This window comes from Nitrobacter sp. JJSN (assembly GCF_051912485.1).
GTDB lineage: Bacteria > Pseudomonadota > Alphaproteobacteria > Rhizobiales > Xanthobacteraceae > Nitrobacter.
This window is the reverse complement of sequence record NZ_CP196822.1, coordinates 2,663,604-2,686,024: the sequence shown is the minus strand read 5'-3', so window position 1 is coordinate 2,686,024 and position 22,421 is coordinate 2,663,604. Positions and strand designations below refer to the sequence as shown.

The 22,421-nt window shown below is 59.8% G+C and carries 21 protein-coding genes; 13 read left to right on the top strand and 8 right to left on the bottom strand.

The features are described 5' to 3' along the window. Nucleotides 1–129 precede the first annotated feature (129 nt). The 4 genes from ACSZOQ_RS13350 (at nucleotide 130) to ACSZOQ_RS13335 (ending at nucleotide 3,146) form a co-directional block, all read left to right on the top strand. Nucleotides 130–1,074, top strand: a complete 945-nt coding sequence (locus ACSZOQ_RS13350) for a multicopper oxidase domain-containing protein (RefSeq protein ID WP_439922980.1) — start codon at nucleotides 130–132, stop codon at nucleotides 1,072–1,074. 22 nt (nucleotides 1,075–1,096) lie between these two features. Then, complete coding sequence (locus tag ACSZOQ_RS13345; protein ID WP_439922979.1) at nucleotides 1,097–1,774, top strand: c-type cytochrome; 678 nt, start codon at nucleotides 1,097–1,099, stop codon at nucleotides 1,772–1,774. Further along, entirely contained in the window at nucleotides 1,774–2,130 is a 357-nt protein-coding gene (locus ACSZOQ_RS13340; RefSeq protein WP_439922978.1) for a c-type cytochrome, read from the top strand. The genes ACSZOQ_RS13345 and ACSZOQ_RS13340 overlap by 1 nt, the downstream gene beginning before the upstream one ends. 65 nt (nucleotides 2,131–2,195) lie before the next feature. Further along, complete coding sequence (locus ACSZOQ_RS13335) at nucleotides 2,196–3,146, top strand: multicopper oxidase domain-containing protein (RefSeq protein WP_439922977.1); 951 nt, start codon at nucleotides 2,196–2,198, stop codon at nucleotides 3,144–3,146. A 122-nt stretch (nucleotides 3,147–3,268) separates the two neighbouring features. On the opposite strand, the gene ACSZOQ_RS13330 is transcribed toward ACSZOQ_RS13335, so the two are convergent. After that, nucleotides 3,269–4,180, bottom strand: a complete 912-nt coding sequence (locus ACSZOQ_RS13330) for a LysR substrate-binding domain-containing protein (RefSeq protein ID WP_439922976.1) — start codon at nucleotides 4,178–4,180, stop codon at nucleotides 3,269–3,271. On the opposite strand from ACSZOQ_RS13330, the gene ACSZOQ_RS13325 reads away from it, so the two are divergent. From ACSZOQ_RS13325 to ACSZOQ_RS13305, 5 genes are all read left to right on the top strand, one after another. Then, nucleotides 4,086–4,334: a hypothetical protein gene (locus ACSZOQ_RS13325; protein WP_439926163.1), complete on the top strand. Its 249-nt coding sequence runs from the start codon at nucleotides 4,086–4,088 to the stop codon at nucleotides 4,332–4,334. The genes ACSZOQ_RS13330 and ACSZOQ_RS13325 overlap by 95 nt on opposite strands. Further along, the gene (locus tag ACSZOQ_RS13320; RefSeq protein ID WP_439922975.1) at nucleotides 4,331–5,488 is read left to right on the top strand and encodes an HlyD family secretion protein; all 1,158 of its coding nucleotides are present in this window, start codon (nucleotides 4,331–4,333) and stop codon (nucleotides 5,486–5,488) included. Before ACSZOQ_RS13325 ends, ACSZOQ_RS13320 begins: the two co-directional genes overlap by 4 nt. Before the next feature lie 138 nt (nucleotides 5,489–5,626). Next, entirely contained in the window at nucleotides 5,627–7,231 is a 1,605-nt protein-coding gene (locus ACSZOQ_RS13315; protein WP_439926053.1) for an MDR family MFS transporter, read from the top strand. A gap of 460 nt (nucleotides 7,232–7,691) precedes the next feature. Then, a complete protein-coding gene (locus tag ACSZOQ_RS13310; RefSeq protein ID WP_439922974.1) occupies nucleotides 7,692–9,431 on the top strand; it encodes a putative bifunctional diguanylate cyclase/phosphodiesterase in 1,740 nt (579 codons plus the stop codon). Between the two features lie 190 nt (nucleotides 9,432–9,621). Next, complete coding sequence (locus ACSZOQ_RS13305) at nucleotides 9,622–11,415, top strand: glycoside hydrolase family 15 protein (RefSeq protein WP_439922973.1); 1,794 nt, start codon at nucleotides 9,622–9,624, stop codon at nucleotides 11,413–11,415. A 113-nt stretch (nucleotides 11,416–11,528) separates the two neighbouring features. On the opposite strand, the gene ACSZOQ_RS13300 is transcribed toward ACSZOQ_RS13305, so the two are convergent. The 7 genes from ACSZOQ_RS13300 to ACSZOQ_RS13270 form a co-directional block, all read right to left on the bottom strand. Beyond that, nucleotides 11,529–12,611, bottom strand: a complete 1,083-nt coding sequence (locus ACSZOQ_RS13300; protein WP_439922884.1) for an IS5 family transposase — start codon at nucleotides 12,609–12,611, stop codon at nucleotides 11,529–11,531. A gap of 182 nt (nucleotides 12,612–12,793) precedes the next feature. Then, nucleotides 12,794–13,597 (bottom strand): HAD family hydrolase, encoded by an 804-nt coding sequence (locus ACSZOQ_RS13295; protein WP_439922972.1) that lies wholly within the window; start codon nucleotides 13,595–13,597, stop codon nucleotides 12,794–12,796. Beyond that, nucleotides 13,594–14,130, bottom strand: a complete 537-nt coding sequence (locus tag ACSZOQ_RS13290) for a gluconokinase (protein WP_439922971.1) — start codon at nucleotides 14,128–14,130, stop codon at nucleotides 13,594–13,596. The genes ACSZOQ_RS13295 and ACSZOQ_RS13290 overlap by 4 nt, the downstream gene beginning before the upstream one ends. Beyond that, nucleotides 14,127–14,867 carry a 6-phosphogluconolactonase gene (pgl, locus tag ACSZOQ_RS13285; RefSeq protein ID WP_439922970.1) on the bottom strand — a complete coding sequence of 247 codons (741 nt, stop codon included), beginning with the start codon at nucleotides 14,865–14,867 and terminating at the stop codon, nucleotides 14,127–14,129. Before pgl ends, ACSZOQ_RS13290 begins: the two co-directional genes overlap by 4 nt. Next, the gene (gene zwf / locus ACSZOQ_RS13280) at nucleotides 14,864–16,378 is read right to left on the bottom strand and encodes a glucose-6-phosphate dehydrogenase (RefSeq protein ID WP_439922969.1); all 1,515 of its coding nucleotides are present in this window, start codon (nucleotides 16,376–16,378) and stop codon (nucleotides 14,864–14,866) included. Before zwf ends, pgl begins: the two co-directional genes overlap by 4 nt. Next, the gene (gnd, locus tag ACSZOQ_RS13275; protein WP_439922968.1) at nucleotides 16,378–17,391 is read right to left on the bottom strand and encodes a phosphogluconate dehydrogenase (NAD(+)-dependent, decarboxylating); all 1,014 of its coding nucleotides are present in this window, start codon (nucleotides 17,389–17,391) and stop codon (nucleotides 16,378–16,380) included. Before gnd ends, zwf begins: the two co-directional genes overlap by 1 nt. 275 nt (nucleotides 17,392–17,666) lie before the next feature. After that, nucleotides 17,667–20,519, bottom strand: coding sequence for a bifunctional transaldolase/phosoglucose isomerase (locus tag ACSZOQ_RS13270; RefSeq protein WP_439922967.1), 2,853 nt, complete (start codon nucleotides 20,517–20,519; stop codon nucleotides 17,667–17,669). A gap of 382 nt (nucleotides 20,520–20,901) precedes the next feature. Between ACSZOQ_RS13270 and ACSZOQ_RS13265 the strand changes: the two genes are divergently transcribed. The 4 genes from ACSZOQ_RS13265 to ACSZOQ_RS13250 all read left to right on the top strand — a co-directional run bounded on the left by ACSZOQ_RS13265 (nucleotide 20,902) and on the right by ACSZOQ_RS13250 (nucleotide 22,415). Next, entirely contained in the window at nucleotides 20,902–21,159 is a 258-nt protein-coding gene (locus ACSZOQ_RS13265) for a DUF6894 family protein (RefSeq protein ID WP_439922966.1), read from the top strand. A 43-nt stretch (nucleotides 21,160–21,202) separates the two neighbouring features. Beyond that, the gene (locus ACSZOQ_RS13260; RefSeq protein ID WP_439922965.1) at nucleotides 21,203–21,679 is read left to right on the top strand and encodes a glutathione peroxidase; all 477 of its coding nucleotides are present in this window, start codon (nucleotides 21,203–21,205) and stop codon (nucleotides 21,677–21,679) included. After that, on the top strand, nucleotides 21,676–21,933 hold the full coding sequence (locus ACSZOQ_RS13255) for a DUF3297 family protein (protein WP_439922964.1): 258 nt from the start codon (nucleotides 21,676–21,678) through the stop codon (nucleotides 21,931–21,933). Before ACSZOQ_RS13260 ends, ACSZOQ_RS13255 begins: the two co-directional genes overlap by 4 nt. A 125-nt stretch (nucleotides 21,934–22,058) precedes the next feature. After that, on the top strand, nucleotides 22,059–22,415 hold the full coding sequence (locus ACSZOQ_RS13250; protein WP_439922963.1) for a DMT family protein: 357 nt from the start codon (nucleotides 22,059–22,061) through the stop codon (nucleotides 22,413–22,415). The last annotated feature ends 6 nt before the right edge of the window (nucleotides 22,416–22,421 follow it).

Genomic DNA, 22,421 nt, shown 5'->3' with positions numbered 1-22,421 from the left:
CATGTTATGTCCATGATCCTGCAACACTGTGCCCTGCGCGCGCATCTCGCTAAATTCACCTTTGCCGCAAGTGTCGCGTTATATGTCGTTAGTCCGCCCACGGCATCTGCGGAGACCCGTCATTTCTCAATGACTGTCGAGGATACGATCCTCAAGCTGGTCGACAAGCAGACCTTCCGCACCTTCTCCTTCAACGGCCAGACTCCCGGTCCGCTGATCCATGTGCAGGAGGGTGATGACGTCGAGATCGAAGTCGAAAACAACACGACGCTGCCGCACACGGTTCATTGGCACGGCATGTTTCAGCGCGGCAGCTGGAAGAACGACGGCGTTCCCGACACGACGCAACCAGCAATTCCGCCCGGCGAAACCTTCACCTATCGCTTCAAGGCCGAGCCGTCCGGCACCATGTGGTACCACTGCCATGTCAATGTGAACGAGCACGTCGCGATGCGTGGCATGTGGGGTCCTTTGATCGTCGATCCGAAAGATCCACCGCCGATCGAAAAGGAAGTCACAAAAGACTACATCATGATGTTTTCCAGTTGGGCTTCTGCCTGGGCAAAGAAGCCCGGCTACGGCGGCATTCCCGGCGACGTGCCGGATTTCTTTACAATCAACGGCAAGGCTTATCCCGACACCCAGCCATTGCGGATCAAGAAGGGCGATGTCGTTCGCATCCGCCTGATCGGCGCCGGCGACGAAATGCATTCCATCCACATTCACGGCCATGACTTCGAGGTCTACGCGAAGGACGGCCGGCCTCTCGCCAATCCTTACCTCGCCGACACGATCCTGTTCGGACCGGGCGAGCGCTACGACCTGATTTTGCGCGCCGACAATCCCGGAATCTGGATGGTGCACGATCACATCGACAGGCACACGGTGAACGGCAGTTCGCCGATGGGCGGCATGATGACGACCATCGAATACGAGGAAATCCCTGTGAAGGACCAGGCTTTCTACAAATGGAAAAACAAACAGTTCGTGCCCGATTTTTATTACGAGGAGTCGATGAAAAAGCCGTTCGGCATGTACGAGAGCCCTGCTCTCCAAGGCAAGCCGGTGCCTTAGTTCCATCGAAAGGAGAGCATTTATGAAAGGGCTTTTACTTGCCGTCGCGGGCTTGACCGCGGCATTCCTGAGCAGCGCAAGCGCTGCCGACAAACTGGATCCGAGTTGCGCCGGTTGTCACGCGCTGGTCAAGCCGACCGACACGTCGCTGGACCGGCTGCTGACGCGCAAGGGCCCCGACCTTTGGTTCGCCGGCAGCAAGTTCAACAAGGATTGGCTGGTTTCCTGGTTGCAGGATCCAAAACCGATACGTCCGGCCGGCTATCCTTATTTCAAGATGATCAAGAAGGGCGACAAAAATGATGTGCCCGATCCCTCCAAGATGACGTCGCACCCGAAGTTGAAAAAGGCGGATGCCGAAGCTACCGCGGCGGCGTTGATGGATTTGAAAGCCCCCGCCGATCTCATTCCGGCAGGCACCTTCAAAGGCGATATGAAGGGTGCCCGTATGGGCGCGCTCGCGTTCGTCAAGTTTCGTGGCTGTGTCGCGTGTCATGAGGGCGAAAAAGGCGAAGGTGGTCTGTCCGGACCGCGATTGACCGACGCCGGAACGCGGCTGCAGCCCGATTTCATCGCCGCCTATACCGCCGATCCGCAGCGCTTTGATCCGCATATCTGGATGCCGACGTCGAATTTGAAAGATCTGGATGTCCAGCGACTGACTGCGTTTCTGGTTCAGCTGGGTCAAGGAGGCAAGTGATGAAAACGCAAATGGTAGCGGCTTTGGCTGGCCTGGTCCTGTTGCTCACGTCATCGACAAGCCATGCCGATCAGTCGACCGAGCAGCTCTACGGAGTCTATTGCGTGCAGTGTCACGGCCTCCAGCGCAACGGTACGGGCATCAACGTGCCCGCCCTTTCCGTGAAGCCGCGCGATCACACCGATGCCAAGGGTATGGGCGATACGCCCGATGACGAACTGTTCAAAGCCATCAAGGAAGGCGGCCTGGCCGTCAACAAGTCAGTGCTGATGCCAACCTGGGGTCACACCCTGTCGGACCAGCAGATCACGGGCTTAGTCAAGTATCTGAGACAGGTCTGCAAATGCGGGACCTGAATTCAGCAGCAAAGTCATACCAAACCACAAAGCGGAGACCGATTGTGAAGCGGAGATCAATTTTAATGACGACTGCACGTTTGAAGAAGAACGCCCTCGTGGGGGGTGTCGCGTCGGCCCTGATTCTGGCCGGTGCCGCGATCACCGCGGCTCAGGCCAAGACCGTCAAGGTCGAGCTGACGGCCAAGGAGGTCACTGTGCCGCTCGATAACGAGGGTCACACGGTAGCCGCCTGGACCTACAACGGTCAGGTTCCAGGTCCCCTGATCCGGGCGACCGAAGGCGACACCATCGAATTCACTTTGAAGAACGATGCCGCTAACAAGAAGTCGCATTCGATCGATATGCATTCCATGCGTACCGATGTTCTGACGAATTTTGCCTCGATCAAACCCGGTGAGACAAAAACCTTCTCGTACGTTCCGGATCATGCCGGCGTGTTCTTCTATCATTGCGGCTCCGATCCGATGATCCAGCATATTGCCCGCGGCATGATCGGGGCAGTCATCGTCGATCCGAAGGATCCCAATGCGATGCCCAAGGCGGATCGCGAATATGTCCTGATCGAGCATCAGATCTTCGAGAACCCTGAAGACGTCGACAACATGATGGCGAACAAATGGAAGCGGGATGCCTTCAACGCCGTTCCGTTCCAGTATGACCCGGTGCATGATGAACACGCGACACAGACGCTTGAGGCGAAACCCGGTGAGCGCGTGCGCATCTATCTGGTCAATGCCGGTCCCAACGAGTTTTCCGGATTTCATCCGATCGCTGGCATCTGGGACAGGGTCTATCCCTCCGGCAATCCGAAGAATGTGATGGTGGGAATGCAGAATTACACCTTGGCGCCGGGCGACGCCGCGACGTTCGATCTCATCTCGCCGACGGAAGGCGCCAATGCGTTGGTGAACCATTCCATGCGTGCCGCACTGACCGGCGCGATCGCGGTCATCATGTTCAGCAACAAGGCCGATCCCTCGATGGGGCACGGCGACAAGATTCTGGTTCGCTGACGCCAGGCTTGACGTGGAGCGCCGTCGGCGCTCCACGTCAAAAATCGAAAAGGTCGAGCGGTCAAGATCACGTCGCCGCCGATGTCATGGCGCTGCAGAGCAGCCGGCACCGCCGACTGCAGTCATGCGGTGGGATTCATCAGCCGCTGGTGATCGGCGCTGTGTTGCGCCAGCAGGTCGATAAACATTCGCACTTTCGCGGACAGATGATGGCGATGCGGATAAACTACGTTCATCGCGAATTCGACGGGCTTGTAATCCGGTAGCAGCGGTAACAATCGTCCTGAGGAGAGATCGTCCGAGACCAGGAATCCCGCCGCCAGAAATACGCCGATGCCACGCAGGGCTGCGGCGCGAAGCGTTTCGCCGCTGTTCGTGATCAGGTTTCCGGAGACCCGAACCGAGACTGTCTTTCCGGCGGCGTCGGTGAAGTGCCAGTCGTTTTCGTAAGGGTAGAGCGCATGGCGAAGGCAGTTGCGCCCGGCGAGATCTGAGAGTTGCAGCAACGGTCCGTGCTGCGCCATATAGTCCGGCGAGCAGCAGAGGACGTGCCGCCAGGTCGCGAGGCTGCGTACGATCAGGCTGGAATCCGGCGGCGGAGTCAGACGGATTGAGAGATCGAAGCCTTCGGCAATGACGTCGACGACGTGTTCGGCAATCGTCAGATTGGCCGTCACATCCGGATACGATCTCAGATATTCCGCAAGAATGGGTGCGACAAACTGCACAATATGTGTAGCGCAATGAATGCGGAGCGTGCCCCGCGGCATCGTCTGCAAAGCGCCCGCAATGTCGTCGGCCTGTTCGATGTCGGCGAGAATCTGCACACAGCGCTCGTAATAGGCCTTCCCGACCTCGGTCAGGCTGACCTTGCGCGTAGTGCGGTTGAAGAGCCGGACGCCGAGACGGTCCTCGAGTGCCTGGATGTGGTTGCTGACCATGGTCGTCGACATGTTCAGTCGCCGTCCGGCGGCCGAAAAACCTGCGGTTTCCACCACCCGTACGAATGCGGTCAGTCCGGTCAGCCGGTCCACCGGAATCTCCGATTATCCCGTTTTGGTGGACAATCATTTCCTTTCTTGGCGGATTATCCAAGGCGCAACTGAGGTGCATCTTCCACGGCATCGCGATGGCGGGGGTTCGGTGATCGAACGGCCATTGCTTAAGGCTCAGGAGATTGACCGATGATCGCTTTATCGTATGTCGCTGATTTGCCAGCAAAAACCACGTTCCGACCATCCCGGCAGGCGATCAAGCGAGCGGCTTTGGCGCTCGTTGCCGCCGTCGTGGTCGCTGGTGCCGTTCATTTCGGGCACGAGTACTGGACCGTCGGGCGCTATCTCGAATCCACTGACGATGCCTATGTCAAAGCCGACTCGACGATCATCGCGCCGAAAGTGTCAGGCTACATCGCCAAGGTGCTGGTCACTGACAACCAGCCGGTGAAGGCCGGGCAGGTACTCGCCCGGATCGACGACCGCGATTTCAGGACTGCGCTGGACCAGGCCCACGCCGATGTCGTGGCCGCGGAGGCGGCGGTCGAGAACCTTGATGCTCAGATCGCGCTGCAGCAGCCGTTGATCGCGCAGCAGACGGCCGATATAGCCGCGGTGGAAGCGGGCTTGAATTTCGCCCGACAAGAGCAGACCCGCTATGACGGCCTGATGAAAACCGGCTCGGGCACTGTGCAGCGGGCCCAGCAGACCGATGCAGCGCTTCGTGAAAAGACCGCTCAACGGCAACATAGCCAATCCGCATTGCTGGCGGCGCAGAAAAAAGTCGATGTGCTCACGACCGAACGCAGCAAGGCCATGGCGCAGGTCGATCGCGCCCATGCGGCCGAGCGGCAGATGGCGCTCAACCTGTCCTATACGACCATCACGGCGCCGGTCGACGGCACGGTCGGCGCCCGCACCCTGCGGGTCGGACAATACGTGACGGCCGGCACGCAGTTGATGGCGGTGGTGCCGCTCGATGAAGTCTATGTCATCGCCAATTTCAAGGAAACGCAGCTGACGCACGTTCGTGAGGGTCAGCCGGTCGACGTGCTTATCGACAGCTTCCACGGTGTCCGCCTGAAGGGACATGTCGACAGCCTGTCGCCGGCCAGCGGCCTCGAATTTGCGCTGCTGCCGCCCGACAACGCAACCGGCAACTTCACCAAGATCGTGCAGCGCGTGCCGGTGAAGATCGTGCTCGACGACCGTCACCTCGCCGGGCTGCTGCGTCCGGGCATGTCGGCGGAGCCCACGGTGAATACGAAGGCGGCGGCTGTCGCGGCGCGCGATGTGGACCGCACAACCAGACACGTTGCGGCCAATTCGGTGCAGCCGGGATCCTGAGCCCTCGGGTGCTCCCGTCCAGCGGGGCTTTATCAAGCCTCGCTGGACAATCATTCCACCACTCCATCGATTATCGATCCATTCGTTCCGATGCATTCTGCGGGTGCGAAGGAGGAATAAGCCATGACTGCGATCCCGATGAATTCCTTGCCGGCGGCGCTCCGCAGCACGCCTGCGCCACATTCCTCTCAGGCGACGCCGGCGCCTTCGTTCAGAACCTGGATCGCGGTGTTCGGCGCGACGCTCGGCGCCTTCATGGCGGTGCTGAACATTCAGATCGTCAACGCGTCGTTGGCCGACATTCAGGGCGCGATCGGCGCCGGGATTGACGACGGCGGATGGATCTCGACCTCCTATCTGATCGCGGAGATCGTCGTCATTCCGCTGAGCGGCTGGCTGGCGCAGGTCTTTTCCGTTCGCATCTACCTGCTGACCAATGCCGTCCTGTTCCTGGTGCTGTCCGTGGCATGCGCCTTCGCGCAGACCCTGCCACAGATGATCGTGCTGCGCGCGATCCAGGGATTCACCGGCGGCGTGCTGATCCCGATGGCTTTCACGCTGATCATCACGCTGCTGCCGAAGGCAAAGCAGCCGATCGGGCTCGCGCTGTTCGCGCTGTCGGCAACCTTTGCGCCAGCGATCGGCCCGACGATCGGCGGCTATCTCACCGAGAACTGGGGCTGGCAGTTCATTTTCTATGTCAACCTCGTTCCCGGTCTGTTGATGCTGGGCATGCTCTGGTTCTCGCTGGACAGCAAGCCGATGAAACTGTCGTTGCTACGTCAGGGTGATTGGACCGGTATCGTGACCATGGCGATCGGCCTTGGCGCGCTGCAAACGGTGCTTGAGGAAGGCAACAAGGACGACTGGTTCGGTTCGCCTTTCATCGTCTGGCTGTCGGTGATTGCCGCGATCTCGTTGTCGCTGTTTCTGTGGATCGAACTGACGGGCGACAAGCCACTCCTGAACCTTCGCCTGCTGTTCCGCCGCAACTTCGGCTTTGGCATTCTCGCCAATTTTCTTCTGGGCGTTGCGCTCTACGGATCGATTTTCATCCTGCCGGTCTATCTGTCTCGCGTTCAGGGCTACAATGCCGAGCAGATCGGAATGGTGCTGGCCTGGACCGGACTGCCGCAATTGCTGCTGATCCCGCTGGTGCCGCAATTGATGAAGCGCTTCGATCCCCGTCTCTTGATCGGGGTAGGCTTTGCACTGTTTGCAGTGAGCAACTTCATGAACGTCTACATGACGGCGGACTATGCCTCCGATCAACTGCTATGGCCCAACGTGGTTCGTGCGGTCGGGCAGGCGTTGATCCTGACGCCGCTGTCGGTGGTCGCCACTGCAGGGATCGAGGCGGAAAACGCGGGGTCCGCGTCGGGCCTGTTCAACATGATGCGCAATCTGGGAGGCGCCGTCGGCATCGCGATGCTGCAGACGTTTCTGACCAAGCGCGAGCAGTTTCATTCCAACGTGCTGATGCAGTCCGTCTCAACCCTGGAACAGGCGACCCGGACCCGGATCGAGCAGTTGACCAACTATTTCATGACCCATGGTGTCGCTGATTATGCAGCCGCGTCGCATCGCGCCGTTGTCGCCATCGGTCACGTCGTACAGAAGCAGGCTTATGTGATGGCGTTCAGTGATACCTTCTTTCTGCTCGGCGCAGCGTTGATCCTCGCGCTTGCTGCATCGCTTTTGCTCAGGAAGCCCGCCGGTCTCGACGCGGGTGGCGCGCACTAGCGGTCCGATTCCAACGCCAGATTTTGCGGCGATCATCTCCGCGGAATCGTAACGCCGCCTAATTTGTCGAGGAGCGCGAGGCTGAACGTGGCGGGTGGTAGATATATCCCGTCGCAGTCATGTATTGGTAACAATAATCCGGGATCGAACCGGCGGCGCTGCACAGGGTGTGGAAAGTGCGGCCGTGTTTCCGCGTCCGATTTAACCAACCTACAAGGTGCTGGAACTATCCTTCGCCTGCGGAAGGTAAGGGTGTCGCAATATGTGCCGCGCCCAGCCATTTGTAGCCCGCAAGAGCCTGAAAGTCTGGGAATTTCCTCTTTCAGCACGTGGTGAAGGTTGGGAAGTTCATGTCCGGTGCGCCTGAGCGAAGCGAAATTTCTGTTGTCGCGAGCGAGGGGGGGCGTTAACGCCGGATGGTTCGCAAACCGATCGAAAAGGCGTCTGTTTCGACGACAGCATGTCCTCCCGGCTGAATTTCCTCAACGAAGTCGTCAGATCGCTTCCGGCAGGGGTGACGGTTCAGGACGAACAGGGAAATTTCGTTCTCGTGAATGCCGCCGCCGCGGCGCAGTTCAATGTGCCAGCACGTGACATTGTCGAAGCGCCGTCAAGCGCGCCGTTCCAATCAAGAGAATTGAACGATCGCAGGCATCTCGCTCGCCGGGTTTTGCAATCGGGCGGGACCAGAATATCCGAAGAGCTCATTCGGACGGATCATGCGACAAAGGCCTATCTCACCACGCATGAGCCTGTCCTGATTTCGAACAGAAAGCTTGTACTTTCGAGCTCTGTCGATATCAGCCAGCAAAAGGCCACCGAGGAGGAGCTTTTTCGTTGTGCATACTATGACGAGCTGACGGGTTTGCCGACCCGGCGGGTCATCGAGCAGCACGCAAACAGTCTTATCCGTGAGGGAGGATATCCGGTCAGATTTGCGGTGGCATTTCTCGATATCGATAATTTCAAGCACATCAACGACTATTACGGCCATGCATCTGGCGATGGGCTCCTCGTCGAGGTTGCCAGACGTTTGGGTCTCGGCCTTCGTGTCACCGATATGCTGTCCCGGATCAGCGGCGACGAGTTTCTGCTTCTGCTCAATCCGGTCCAGAGCGACGCCGAGGTCGCCGAATACATTGAATTCCTGTTGCAGCGGCTCAAGGCGCCGTTTTTTATCGACGGATCGGAACTGTTCGCATCCGCATCGATCGGGGTGAGCATCTATCCGGATCACGGAAACAGTTACGAGGTGCTGCTCCAGAATGCTGACACGGCGATGTATCGCATCAAGAATGAAACCAAAGGGGCGGCCGCCATTTTCAATTCCGGAATGCAGCGCGAGGCGCTGGCCCGGATGGAAGTCGAACAGTCATTGCGACTCGCGATTCTCGACAAACGTTTCTGTTGCGCGTTCCAACCCAAGGTCGACATCAAGACTCAGCAGATCAAGGGTATCGAGGCACTGGTTCGGCTGCGCAACGACGACGGTGTCATTCAGGCGCCTGGAACGTTCATCGATCTCGCGGTCGAACTCGGGCTGATCGACGATCTGACGCATCTGGTGCTGGCCGAAATCATGAGGTCCATCGATCTCATCGATGATACTTTCGGCACCGGCGTCGGCATCAGTATCAACGTCGCCGCCAAGCAGGCCGGCAATGTGGCATTCATGACATCCTTTGCACGAGCGCTTGAGGATACCGGCTGTCCGACCCGGTTCATTGTCGAAGTCACGGAAGATGCGTTCGTGGCGAAAACCCGGTTCCAGGCGGAAATCCTGCCGATCCTGCGGAGAATTGGTGTTGGAATCTCGATTGACGACTTCGGAATCGGATGTTCATCGCTATCTGCTCTCGCGGATATCACGGCCGATGAAATCAAGATCGACCGGTCGTTCATCGTCGATATCCACAAGCGCCCGCGCAGCCAGGGAATCCTGAAGGCGATCGAGTCTCTCAGTGAAGCTTTGGGCATGACGGTGATCGCGGAAGGCGTCGAAACCTTCGAGGAACTCGCTTATCTGCAAGCCGCGACCCGGATCAAATACGCGCAGGGCTTCTATTTCTCCGAACCCGTATTCCTCGAAGAACTTCATCCGGGCAGCCGAACGATCAGCGACACCCGCAAGAGACCGGTCGGCCGGCCAGTGCAGGAGAGCCGTCCGGCATATTCTCGCGCCAACGGCTACGGCCGCTAACTGACGGACGAGAGCGGATCTGCCCTGGTTGCGGCCCGGGTTGCCATGCGCGCGGGCTCCGTCCGTTTGGTCCACTGGCGTATTTTCCACTCACACAAAATTGTTTCGGCAAATAAGAATTGCTGAGTGGGATAGCCAACAGCCGGCCGATGATTAATATTGGCCATCCTTAGCCCGCCGAGTCTGTCAATTGCCCAGCAATATCGAAGACTATGGAATCATCGGCGACGGCGAGACCGTCGCACTCGTTGATCGCACGGGGTCGCTCGACTGGCTCTGCTGGCCGAGCTTCGATTCCGACGCCTGCTTTGCAGCCCTGCTGGGCGACGAGCGCAATGGCCATTGGCGGATCGCTCCGGCAGATAAGATTGAGCGCTCGACTCGTGGCTATCGCGGCGACAGTCTCATCCTCGAGACCCGGTTCGAAACCGCCAACGGCGCCGTGACTCTGATTGATTTCATGCCGCCGCGCGGCACAGCGTCCGACATCATCCGGCTTGTTCAGTGCGATCGCGGCCGTGTGAAAATGAACATGGATCTGGTGATCCGGTTCGGCTTCGGGAAGAACGCTCCGTGGGTTCGTCGCACGGAGGACAGGGCGCTTCTCGCCGTTTGCGGGCCGGACATGCTGGTATTGCGCACGCAGGTCGAGACCCGCGGCAAGGATATGACGACGGTTGCCGACTTCGAGGTGAGCGCCGGGCAGACGATTCCGTTCGTCATGACCTACGGCGCATCGCATTTCGACGTTCCCCCGCCGGTTGATGCGGCGGAAGCACTGAAGGAGACCGAGGCATTCTGGCAGGAGTGGTGCGGAAAATTCGAATATGACGGGCCGTATCGTGATCTTGCGATGCGCTCGTTGGTCGTTCTGAAGGCGATGATTTACGCGCCCTCTGGCGGCATCGTCGCCGCGCCGACGACTTCGCTTCCGGAAAAGCTCGGTGGTGCACGTAACTGGGATTACCGGTTCTGCTGGCTGCGCGACGCGACCTTCACGCTGCTCGCGCTGATGAACAGCGGTTATTACGACGAGGCTTCGGACTGGCACGACTGGTTGCTGCGATCCGTGGCGGGCTCGCCGGCCGACATGCAGATCATGTACGGCATTTTCGGGCAGCGTCGGCTCACGGAGTGGGAGGCCGACTGGCTACCCGGTTATGAAGGTGCTCGCCCAGTCCGGATCGGCAACGCGGCGCATGCCCAGCTGCAGCTCGATGTCTATGGCGAGTTGATGGATGTGTTTCATCAATCGAGGGAGGCGAAGCTCAAGCTGGGCGAGACCACCTGGGCGCTGGAATGCAACCTGCTCGAGCATCTTGCCGGGATATGGAATGAGCCGGACGCCGGCATCTGGGAGCGAAGGGGACCGGGGCAGCATTACGTCTCGTCGATGGTGCTGGTCTGGGTGGCGTTCGACCGCGGTATCAAGAGTGCTGAACGTTTCGGATTCAAGGCGCCGGTCGAGCGCTGGCGCGAACTGCGCGATACCATCCATCGCGACGTCTGCGAGAAGGGCTTCGACCGCGAGCAAAACACATTCGTCGAATCCTACGGCTCGAAGCTGCTCGACGCCAGCACGCTTCTTATTCCGTCGGTCGGCTTTCTGCCGCCGTCCGATCCGCGTGTGGCCGGAATGCTGGCAGCGGTCGAGAAGCATCTGATGCCGGACGGTTTTGTGCTTCGGCACGATCCGCGCGCGGTGTCGGACGAACAGCCGCCGATCGAGGGAGCGTTTCTGGCCTGCACGCTCTGGCTCGCTGATGCCTATGTATTGAGCGGCGATATCGACCGTGCCGAGGTGTTGCTGAAACGGGTTGCCGCGGTCGCGAACGATCTTGGCTTGCTATCGGAGGAATACGATACGGTTGCCCTCCGCCAGACCGGAAATTTTCCGCAGGCGCTGACGCACATTGCGCTCATCAACACGATCCACAATCTCAACGCGGCGCGAAAACCCGCGATGCAACGCGCGAAGGCCTAGCAGTTTGCTGAAAAAGCCAAAATTGACCGCTTCGATGATCCTCGGAACGCCTCATCGCGATGATGTGTATTCGGCGGCGCGTTGCAGTCGTTGTCGTCCTGGCGACGACGCGGTTATGCCGTGACCAGTTTGGGAACGCGGATCAGGTTATAGGCGATCAAGTTGAGCATGAAGTCGGCGGCAACGCGGCAAATGCCACGATGTTTGGTCCTGCGCATCGTGCCGTGCTGCTTGCCCCAGCCGAAGATGCATTCGATCATCGCCCGGCGCGTCTGCGACATGCCATAGCCCTGATGGCGCGTGGTCCGTGCGTCGATAGCGCTCCGGCGGCGCCTGCCGGTCTTGCCCATGCCATTGTTCTGCGTCACATGCGGTGTGACGTCGATGGCGCGAAGATTGGCCACATGATCGGCCGTGTCATAAGCCTTGTCCGCACCGGCGGTAATGCGGCGACCCGCTTTCCTGCCTTCGGCCTCGAGCATTATCTCCGCGGCGCGGCGCTCGGCGGTGCCGCTCGCGTGCGTGACGATGCCGGCCACGGCCAGCCCATGCCGGTTCTCCATGGTGACGTGGCCCATGTAGCAGAGCCTGGCCTCGCGTCCGGCCGCCTTGCGGTAGAGCCGGCTGTCGGGATCGCTCGTGCTGACATGGGTGTCGTTCTTGCGCGTCTGACCGTGGAAGTTCGTGCCGTCGTCGCCATCGCGGCCATCCTTGGGACGAAAGCTCTTCTGTGACGCCCAGGCCTCGATCAACGTGCCGTCCACCGAGAAGTGCTCGTCCGAGAGCAGCGGCTCGACCTGAGGGTGTTTCAAAAGCCTGGTCATGAACTTCGTGAACACATCGCCGTTCTGCAGCCGCTCGCGGTTCTTCGTGAAGCTGGTCGGGTTCCAGACCGGATGGTCCGGCGACAGCCCCACGAACCAGCGATACAATAGATTGTAGTCCAACTGCTCCATCAATTGGCGCTCCGAGCGAATGCCGTAGAGCACCTGCAGAAGTAGCGCGCTGAGCAATTGCTCCGGCGCGATCGAGGGGCGCCCTTCACTTGAATAGAGCCTGGCAAAGCTACGGTTCAACTCGCCCAGCACATCACGGACCAGCGCCCGGATCTTCCTCAGCGGATGGTTCGGCGGCACCCGCGCCTCCGGCGAGATGTACGAAAACAACCCGCCCTGATCCACAAAGGCTCCGCGCATCCCAACCTCCACCGATTCACGATGAAAATCGAATCAGCAAACTCTCGCACGCGCGAGCGGTTTTTCAGCAGACTGCTAGAGCCTTTTCTGATGAAAATCAGAAGCTGGGCTCTATAATTTCAATTTGACGCGTTTTCTTCACGGGAACCGGTATCCACTTCGCTCTAAAACGCTGTAGCGGCTCATCGGAGTGCGATAATCCGGTCGATCGCCTTTGCGAAACCATCATTTTCATTGCTGTCGGTGATACAGGTAGCTTGCGCCTTAACGGCGTCGTCGGCGTTGCCCATGGCAAAAGACAGCCCGCTTTTGCCGAACATGGCGAGATCGTTCTGCATGTCTCCGATGGTGGCGATGTTGCGCGGCGAAATATCGAGGCGCTTCGCCATTGTTTCCACAAAAGTTCCCTTGTCCTGACCGGCGGGCGTGATGTCGAGATAATAGCTCTGCGAACGGATAGCCGACGCCTGGCCGGCGAGCGCCGTCTGCACGGCGATTTCGCAACGCGCCAGCTTTTCTGGATCGGCACTGACGCCGACGATCTTGCAGGCGCCGTTCACGAAATCATCAAAACTTGAAACGACAACGGCGTCGGTCAGGATCGTGTACTGCTCGTGCTGGACGTAGTGCCCGTCGTCGCGTGTGATCAGCCAGCGGTCCGCCGTGAACAGCCAGATGTCGACACCGGATGCTTTCAGCGCATCGATGGCAATGCGCGTCGCGGAGGCGGGAATGACCGTCTTTTGCAGCACCTCGAGGGAGGGTTCGACGATCAGGCTGCCGTTGAAGGCGCCGAATGGCAGCCGCAGACCGAGTGGTTCGACCAGCATCCGCATTCCGAAGGCGGGACGGCTGCTGGTGATCGTGAAGCCGATGTTTTTCTCGTTGAGGTCTTTCACCGCCTTGATCGCAGCCTCCGTCAGACGCTTGTCAGGCGTCACCAGACTGCCGTCGACATCGGAGATCACCAGGGAGATGCGGCTCATGAGAGTGTTCGGCCCGGCGCGAGCATGGTCACAATGCGATCGGCGATGTCGTCGACTGTTGCGTCGATGTCGACGACAATAGGTCGCTCGTCTTCCGTCGGCTCCTCCAGTGTCTCGAACTGGCTCTCGAGCAGCTCCGGCGGCATGAAATGAGCGTCCCTGGCCCGGAGGCGGTCATCGATCAGGTTCTTGTCGCCGCGCAGATAGACGATGCGGGTGTCACGGTGGCCGTGCACGAGAATATCTCGATAGGCGCGCTTGAGCGCGGAGCAGGCCATGACGATGCTCTGGCCACTTACGCGCCTGCGTCCGATCTCGGCGGTAACGGCGCGCAACCATGACCAGCGGTCAGCGTCGGTCAGTGCGATACCGGCGCTCATTTTCTCGACGTTGCTCGCAGGGTGAAACCAATCGGCATCCTCTACGATCCATCCCAGGCGTTGCCCCAGCGCGTTCGCGATGGTGCTTTTGCCTGACCCTGAGACGCCCATGACGATGAGCGCGCAAAAGGCGAAGTCTGGGACCGCGCTCATGCCGTTCGCCCCGCGGCCGCCGCGTCAGTCAGCCATGTAGTGACGCCATTGGAATGGACGCGAGTGCCTGGCAGATCGGCGCCCGCCATGACTTTGGACAGGATGTCGCGTTTGGTTTCGCCTGTGACAAGAAACAGCATCTCGCGTGAGGAAGCCAACGCCGGAAGAGTCAAGGTGACACGGGGAACGAAGGGCTCGACGTTCGCGCTATCCACGCCGACGACCCAGCGTTTGGTTTCTTCAAGTGCCTTATCTCCCGGAAACAGCGACGCGGTGTGACCGTCCGGTCCGAGCCCCATCAGGACAAGATCGAAAAGCGGCCTGGCCGCATCCAGATGACGCGCGCCATAAAAGGTTTGAAGGTCGTGCTCGTAATGCCTGGCCGCTGTATCCGGATCGCGCGCATGGGTCGGAATGGGATGGACATTGTCCGGCGGAGAGCAGCGATTGAGGAAAATCTCCCTGGCTATCGTCATGTTGTTGCGTCGATCGTCGGGGCTCACGAAACGCTCGTCCCCGATGAACCAGTGAACACGATCCCAGGCAACGCGCGAGCGATAGTCCGGACTTCCCAGCAGCGCGTAGAGTGCTTTCGGGCCGGAGCCGCCGGTCAGGCATATCGCCGGCCGCATTCGGTTCTCAGTTATCCGGGCGATCAGATGCGCCGCAGCTTCCGTCGCGACCGCCTGTGCATCCGGCAGCACCTGAAACCTGCGGTCGCCCTTGGCGGAAGTCATATCAGCTTGCGCCAATTGCGGCCATCACGCGCGAGCAACTCGTTGGCCTCAGTGGGGCCTTCGCTGCCTGCCTCGTAGCTGACCAGCCCATTGGCGCCCGCCTTTTTCCAGGCGTCGAGGAACGGCTGCACGGCTTGCCAGCCGGCCTCCACACCGTCGGCCCGCTGAAACAGGATGTTGTCACCGATCATGCAATCGTAGATCAGCGTTTCGTAGCCCGTGCTCGGCGCAGCATTGAAGTAGTCCTTATAGCGGAATTTCATCTCGACGCCGTCGATCGAGATTGTGGGGCCGGGCACCTTGGTGTTGAATTGCAGCGTGATGCCTTCGGCCGGCTCGATGCCGATAACGAGGTAGTTTTGCGACAGCCGGTCTACCGGTGTGGAGCGAAACATCGCGAATGGCGCCTGCTTGAACTTGATCGCGACCTCGGTGCGCTTGAGGCCGAGGGCCTTGCCGGTCCGCAGGTAAAAGGGGACACCGGCCCATCGCCAGTTGTCGATCGTCAGCTTGAGCGCCGCATAGGTTTCGGTGGTGCTGTCGGGCTTCACGTCAGGGGTCTTGCGATAATCGCTGATCGCCTCATTGCCGTTTTGCCCGGCGCAATACTGTCCTCGCACGGAGTTGCTGAGCGCCTCCTCAGGGGTTTGGGTCTGGATTGCGGCAAGCACCTCCGCCTTTTCCGAGCGCACCGCGTGGGCTTCGAATCGTCTCGGCGGCTCCATCGTCACCAGCGACAGCAATTGGAATAGATGATTTGGCACCATGTCCCGCAACGCTCCGGTCGCGTCGTAGAAACTGCCGCGATGGCCGACGGCGAGCTTTTCGTCGACGGTGATCTGGATATGGTCGATGTGGTTGCGATTCCAGATCGGCTCGAACATGCCGTTGGCGAAGCGAAGGACGAGAATGTTTTGGACGGTTTCCTTGCCGAGATAGTGATCGATCCGGTAGATCTGGTGCTCATCGGCGATCTTGAGCACCTTGCTATTGAGCGATTTGGCGGACGCCAGGTCGGTGCCGAACGGCTTTTCGACCACCAACCTGCGCCAGGCGCCGTGCTGTTCGCGGAGCAGGCCAACCCGGCCGAGTTGTTCGGTGATCGGCGCAAATGCGCTCGGCGGCACGGCAAGATAGAACAGGCGATTGCCGCAGGTCCCCTTGTCGATCTCGAGCCTTTCAAAAGCCTTGCTCAAGGTATCGAACGAGGCGGGATCGGACGGGTCGGCTTCGAGACACGTCAGGCAGCGAAGCACCTTTTGGGCAATTTCTTTTTTGACGGGCCGGGTGGCGTGCTTGTTCAATCCCTCCATCAGGCTTTGCCGGAGGTCGTCTTCCGACTTCTGGTTGCGGACGATGCCGACGATGCAGAACTGCTCCGGTAAAAGATCGGATTCGGCAAGATTATAGAGCGCGGGAATGACCAGGCGGTGGGTGAGATCGCCGGTAACGCCAAAGATGACGAAGCAGCAGGGCTCCGGCTTATGCGGCTTGTTGCTTGCGTCCGCCATCAACTCGCGCTCCTTCCTTTTGCGGATGAATCGGCTTCCCCGGGCTCCTTGTGACCCCCGAACCCCTCGCGCATCGCTGACAGAATTTTTTCCGCGAACGTATGTTGCCGGCGGGAGCGGAATCGCGCGAACAGCGCCGCCGTCAGGACTTCGGCCGGGACGGCTTCATCAATCGCGGCATTGATGGTCCAGCGACCCTCACCGGAATCCGCGACGAACCCCGAATAGGCTTCGAGCGTCTCGCTGCGGGCCAGCGCAGAGGCCGTGAGATCGAGCAGCCAGGAAGGGATGACGCTGCCGCGCCGCCAGACTTCGGCGATATCAGCGAGGTCGAGCGTGAAGCGATGATCTTCGGGCAGGGCCTCGATGTTCGCATTCTTGAGAATGTCGAAGCCTTCGGCATAGGCCTGCATCAGGCCGTATTCGATACCGTTATGCACCATCTTGACGAAATGGCCGGCGCCCACGGGGCCTGTGTGGAGATATCCCTGTTCGACGCGCGGATCGCGGCCGTCCCGGCTCGGCGTTCTCGGAATATCGCCGCGGCCAGGCGCCATCGCCGCGAAAATCGGATCGAGCCGGTCGACGATGGCCTTGTCGCCGCCGATCATCATGCAGTAGCCACGCTCCAGGCCCCAGACCCCGCCGCTGGTGCCGACATCGACGTAGTGGATGCCTTTCTCGCGCAGCGTCTTGGCCCGCCGGATATCGTCCTGCCAGAAGGTGTTGCCGCCATCGATAACGACGTCATCGCAGTCGAGCAGCCTGGCGATCGTATCAATGGTGGATTCCGTGATTGCGCCGGCAGGCAGCATGATCCAGACGGCGCGGGGTTTCTCGAGTTTGCGGACGAAGTCTTCGAGATCGTTCGCGCCCGTTGCACCCTCTTCGGCAAGCGCGGCGACGGCCTTGTCGTTTTTGTCGTAGACGACGGCCTGATGGCCTCCTTTTTTCATCAGACGACGAACGATGTTGGCTCCCATTCGCCCTAGGCCGATCATGCCTATCTGCATTCGTCCGATCCTCCATCCGAGCGCCGGCAAGCGATGTGGACATTCCACGCGCTGTCTGGGAGCTTATGATGCTTGCGTTTCGGGGTGTGGCGCAACACCGCCATGGGAATATTTCAGCGAGATTCGAACAGCGTGGGGACGTTTGATTGTCGAATGAACTGACGACGGGAAAAGTTACCGAGCATACGCACGAGGGGAACATTCGTTCCCGGTACGTTATCGCATTTGCGTGAGCACGTCGGGCTTTCCCTGGTGAGAGCGCCGAAGGTTTCGGATCAATTCAGGGCCCCGGTGATCGCGTTGCTGAGTCGCGAGAGGCTGGTTCGGAGATCGCCCTTGAGATGCACGCGGAGCGCCCGCCGCCCGCGGCCGGTGAGCACATCGAAGTCTCCGCGCGCCTGCGCAGCCTTGATGACACCAAAGCTCGTTTTCCGGCCGGGGATTTTCAGATCCTTCGCGTCGTCGGTAGTGATCTGAAGAAAGACGCCGCTGTCGGGGCCGCCCTTGTAGGCCTGTCCGGTCGAATGCAGGAAGCGCGGGCCGAACTCGGCGCAAGTGGCCACTTTTTTCCGATCGCGAACGGTGAGCCGCATCCGCTGCACATCGTCAATGTGTTCGTCGTCGCGCGCGAGGTAGGCCAGCAGCGCGACGTAGTCGCCGGGCTCCGTGCGCGCGAAGTGCGCCTTGAGCCATGATGACAGGTCGCCGTCCGCGCCCTTTTCACGCAACGCGCGTGCGTTAACATCGTCTGTGTAGAGATCGAAGCCGGCGGTGGAGAGCGCTGGCTCTTCGTCCGGAAGCCTGCCGGTTTTCTCGAACGCGGCGGTGAGTTCGCGAGTCCTGACCTTTGCGGCTTCGACGTCTGGCTGATCGAACGGATTGATGCCGAGAATTGCGCCGGCGACCGCGACCGCCATCTCGAACCGGAAAAATTCCTGGCCGATTTGATCAATCGAATGCATCACGATCCGGACCACCGGATGTCCGGCATTCTCGAGCGCGCGCAGTTTTTCGTCATGAGCGGCATCGTCTTCGTCCGCAGTGCGGATATCGACAAAGAAACGATCGTTGCCATAAAGGCTCGCATCGCCGAGCGGCTCACCGTCGATCGGGATCAGTCCCTTGCCTTCCTTGCCGGTGGATTCCGCGATGAGCTGCTCCGCCCAAGCGCCGAAATCGGCGATTTTCCGCGACGACAGGATCGTGACCTTGTCGCGGCCTTCGCGTCCGGCGAGACCCATGGCGAGACCGAGCTGGACGGCGGGATTGTCATGGGGAGGCACCTCAGCGCCGCAGGATCGCACCATGACGAGTGTGTTCCTCAGTAATCCTGCTACATCGATTCCCACCGTCGCCGCCGGGACCAGGCCGAAGGGCGACAGCACCGAATAACGGCCTCCGATCGCGGGATCGCCGTGGAAGGTGCGCGCATAGCCGAGTTTTGCCGCTTCCTTGTCGAGCGATGAGCCAGGATCAGTGACCGCGATGAAGCGATGGCCGGCCTTGTCGGCGCCGATGGCCTTCGCGACGCGCGCGTGAAAATAGTCTTTCAGCGCATTCGGCTCGGTGGTGCCGCCGGACTTGCTGGACACGATGAAGACAGTCCTTGCGACGTCGATTGCCGATTCCAGCGCGCGGATCTGGGCGGGATCGGTTGAGTCCAGCACATGCAGTTTCGGAAAACCCGCCGTCTTCGCAAACGTTTTCGCGAACACCTCCGGGCCGAGGCTCGATCCGCCCATGCCCAGAACCACCGCATCGGTGAATTGCTGCCTCTTCACCCGCCGCGCGTAGTCCTCATAGTCGGCCGTCCGATCGAATTCCGTGGCCGGGCTCGTGAGCCAGCCCAGCCATTTATTTTCGTCTGCGCCGGTCCAAACCGATTTATCCTGCTGCCATAGCTTACGGAGCGTGCCGGCGGCCCGCCAGTCTTCCGCCTGTGCCGCGACGGATTTCGTCATGACAGGGTCGAGCGACAATGTTTGCGGGCCAATGGCGGAGCCGAGAATTTTCGCACGCTTGCGGGCGACGGCGCCGAGCAGCTTGTCGGCCGCGTCGTCGAACAACTGTACGCCTTCCTTTACGAGGTCCCGGGTGATCGCATCGAGCGAAATTCCCGTTCCCGCCAGCGCAGCGAGCGCTTGCCGTGCCTCGTCGAGATTTTCCTCGAGGCTGTCGCGCAGCCTGCCGTGATCGCGGAAGGCTTCAAGAGTTGCCGGAGGGACGGTGTTGACCGTATCGCTGCCGATCAGTTCCTCAACATAGAGAACGTCGCTGTAGTCCTTGTTTTTGGTCCCGGTCGAGGCCCACAGCAGCCGCTGTGGCCTGGCGCCTTTGGCTTCCAGCTTCTGCCAGGCGTCGCCCGCAAACAATCGTTTGTAGTCCTGATAGGCGAGCCTGGCGTTGGCGATCGCGATCTTGCCCTTGAGCGCGGCAAGACGGGTTTTCTCCGCGGGATCGTTGGCTTGCGCAATTTTCTCGTCGAGTTGCTTGTCGACGGCGGTATCGATACGGCTGACGAAGAAGCTGGCGACGCTTGCGACATGCGAAGCATCGCCACCCTTGCGAACATGCTCCTGAAGGCCGGACAGGAAGGCTTCGGCGACCTCGATATAGACTTTCTGCGAGAACAGCAGCGTGATGTTGACGCTGATGCCCTCAGAAATCAGGTGACGGACCGCGGGCAGGCCCTCCGGCGTCGCCGGTACCTTGATCATCAGGTTCTTGCGGTTGACGGATTTCCAGAGTCGTTCAGCTTCGATAATCGTCGCCTTGGTGTCGTTTGCGAGATAGGGTGAGACCTCAAGGCTGACGAAGCCGTCAGCGCCATTGAGCCGATCATAGACCGGCCGCAGCACGTCGGCTGCGTGCTGGATGTCCTCGACCGCGAGTTGCTCGTAGAGACCGGCGACTGATCGATCGCCTTTATCGAGAATACGAGCTATTGCGCTGTCATATTCGTCTGAACTCCCGATCGCCTTCTCGAAAATCGACGGATTGGAGGTGACCCCGCGCACCCCGTCATTTTCCACGAGGTGTTTCAAATCGCCTTTGGCGATGAAGCCGCGGGCAAGGAAATCGAGCCAGACCGCCTGGCCGTGATTCTGGAGATCTCTGACAGGGTTCATGATGTTCTTCTGTGTTCTGACGCCGCGCCGTTTGAAGTTTTCCGGCCCGCCGGCGAGGCTTGTCAACTTGGCCGGGAAAAAATGGCTTCATCAAGGGCGGGCTTGCCACTCTAATAACGTTTTTAGCGGGATATTGATCCCGCCCGGAGACCGCTGGACCGGCTCGACGAGTCGTGGCAAATCGATTTCGTCGAACCCGCAGCGTCGGCTTGCTTCGGGCTCCATCCATGGGCTTAATCAGGAGTTCACGAGGCGGACGCAATTTTGCGACAGGATCAAGCCCATGGCGGCATGGGTCTTGTCGTCCGATCCCGCCCTCCGATAAAGAACTTGTGAGAACAGCCGGCTAACAGGTTCATCGCTCGGCCGTTAAGGTTTGTTCATGCCCCGATATTTTTTCAACACCCGCATCGGCAGTGACCTGATCCTCGATCCGGAGGGCGAGGAATTGCGCGATCCAGACCAAGCCTGGCGCGCCGCGCGGACGACGATCCGGGAAATTCTCAAGACGGACGGCGAACAGCGCGCCATTCTCAACGCCGTGCTGGAAGTCACCGATGCTGCCGGCGAAATCGTCCTCGAATTTCCATTTACCGAAGCCATCCTGGATTCGGTCGATCGGTCCTCGACGCGGCACTGATCCGGAATGGTCGGTCCTGTCGCCGCCTGATCGAGAGGTTGTAATGTCTGGTGTCCTTGATTTCTCCGCGAATACGCTGGCTGGCGAGCCCTGCGCATTGAGGCAGTTCGAAGGCCAGGTCCTTTTGATAGTAAATACCGCGAGCGCCTGCGGGTTCACGCCGCAATACAAGGACCTCGAGGAACTCTATCGGGTCATGAAGCCGCGCGGATTTTCCGTGCTCGGCTTTCCGTGCAATCAGTTCGGCAAGCAGGAGCCGGGATCGTCCACGGAAATCCAGCAGTTCTGCTCCAGCAAGTACGACGTGACATTTCCGATGTTTGCGAAGATAGACGTCAACGGCGATAATGCTCACCCGCTTTACAAATACCTGAAGCGCGAGAAGTCCGGATTGCTCGGCGCTTCAATCAAGTGGAATTTCACGAAGTTTCTGGTGGATCGGCAGGGTAGCGTCGTTGCCCGCCACGCACCGACCACCAAACCAAAAACGCTCACGCGAGAGATCGAGGCCCTGCTGTGACCGACCAGACCGCGAACGACCAGTTGCCCGATCGTTTGTCAACCGACCCGCGCAGCCCCCATTACGACGCAGCGATCCTGTCGCGCGATATCGGCATCCGCTTCAAGGGTGTCGAGAAGAGCAACGTCGAGGAGTATTGCGTCAGCGAAGGCTGGGTACGTGTCGCCGCCGGCAGTGCCAGGGATCGCCATGGCAATCCGCTGACCATCAAGCTCACCGGCACGGTCGAGCCATACTTCCGGAGCGGGAGTTAAGCCTCGCCGGACACGACCGGCTTTGGCGTTCAAGGAGTTCGCGCAACATAGCTGACCTTCGCTTCACGCGGATACAGGCGGCGAGCAGTCGTCGCCTTCCTCCGGCCATTCCGAAAGCCGAAATCATGCCCTTCACGATCCCGTCGTGGCTTCTGACGATCCTGATGCTGTTCTGTTCGAACGTTTTCATGACCTTCGCCTGGTACGGGCATCTGAAATTTAAGGAGAGCCCGCTTCCTCTGGTCATTATGATCAGCTGGGGTATCGCGTTCTTCGAATACTGGCTCGCGGTGCCGGCCAATCGCTGGGGCAGCGCGGTCTATTCGGCGGCCGAACTGAAGACTATTCAGGAAGTGATTACCCTCGTTGTGTTTGCCGGATTCTCGGTGATGTATCTGAAGCAGCCGCTGGGCTGGAATCATGCCATCGGCTTTGCGTTCATAGCCCTCGGCGCATTCTTTATTTTCCACAAGTGGTCCTGAGGGTAA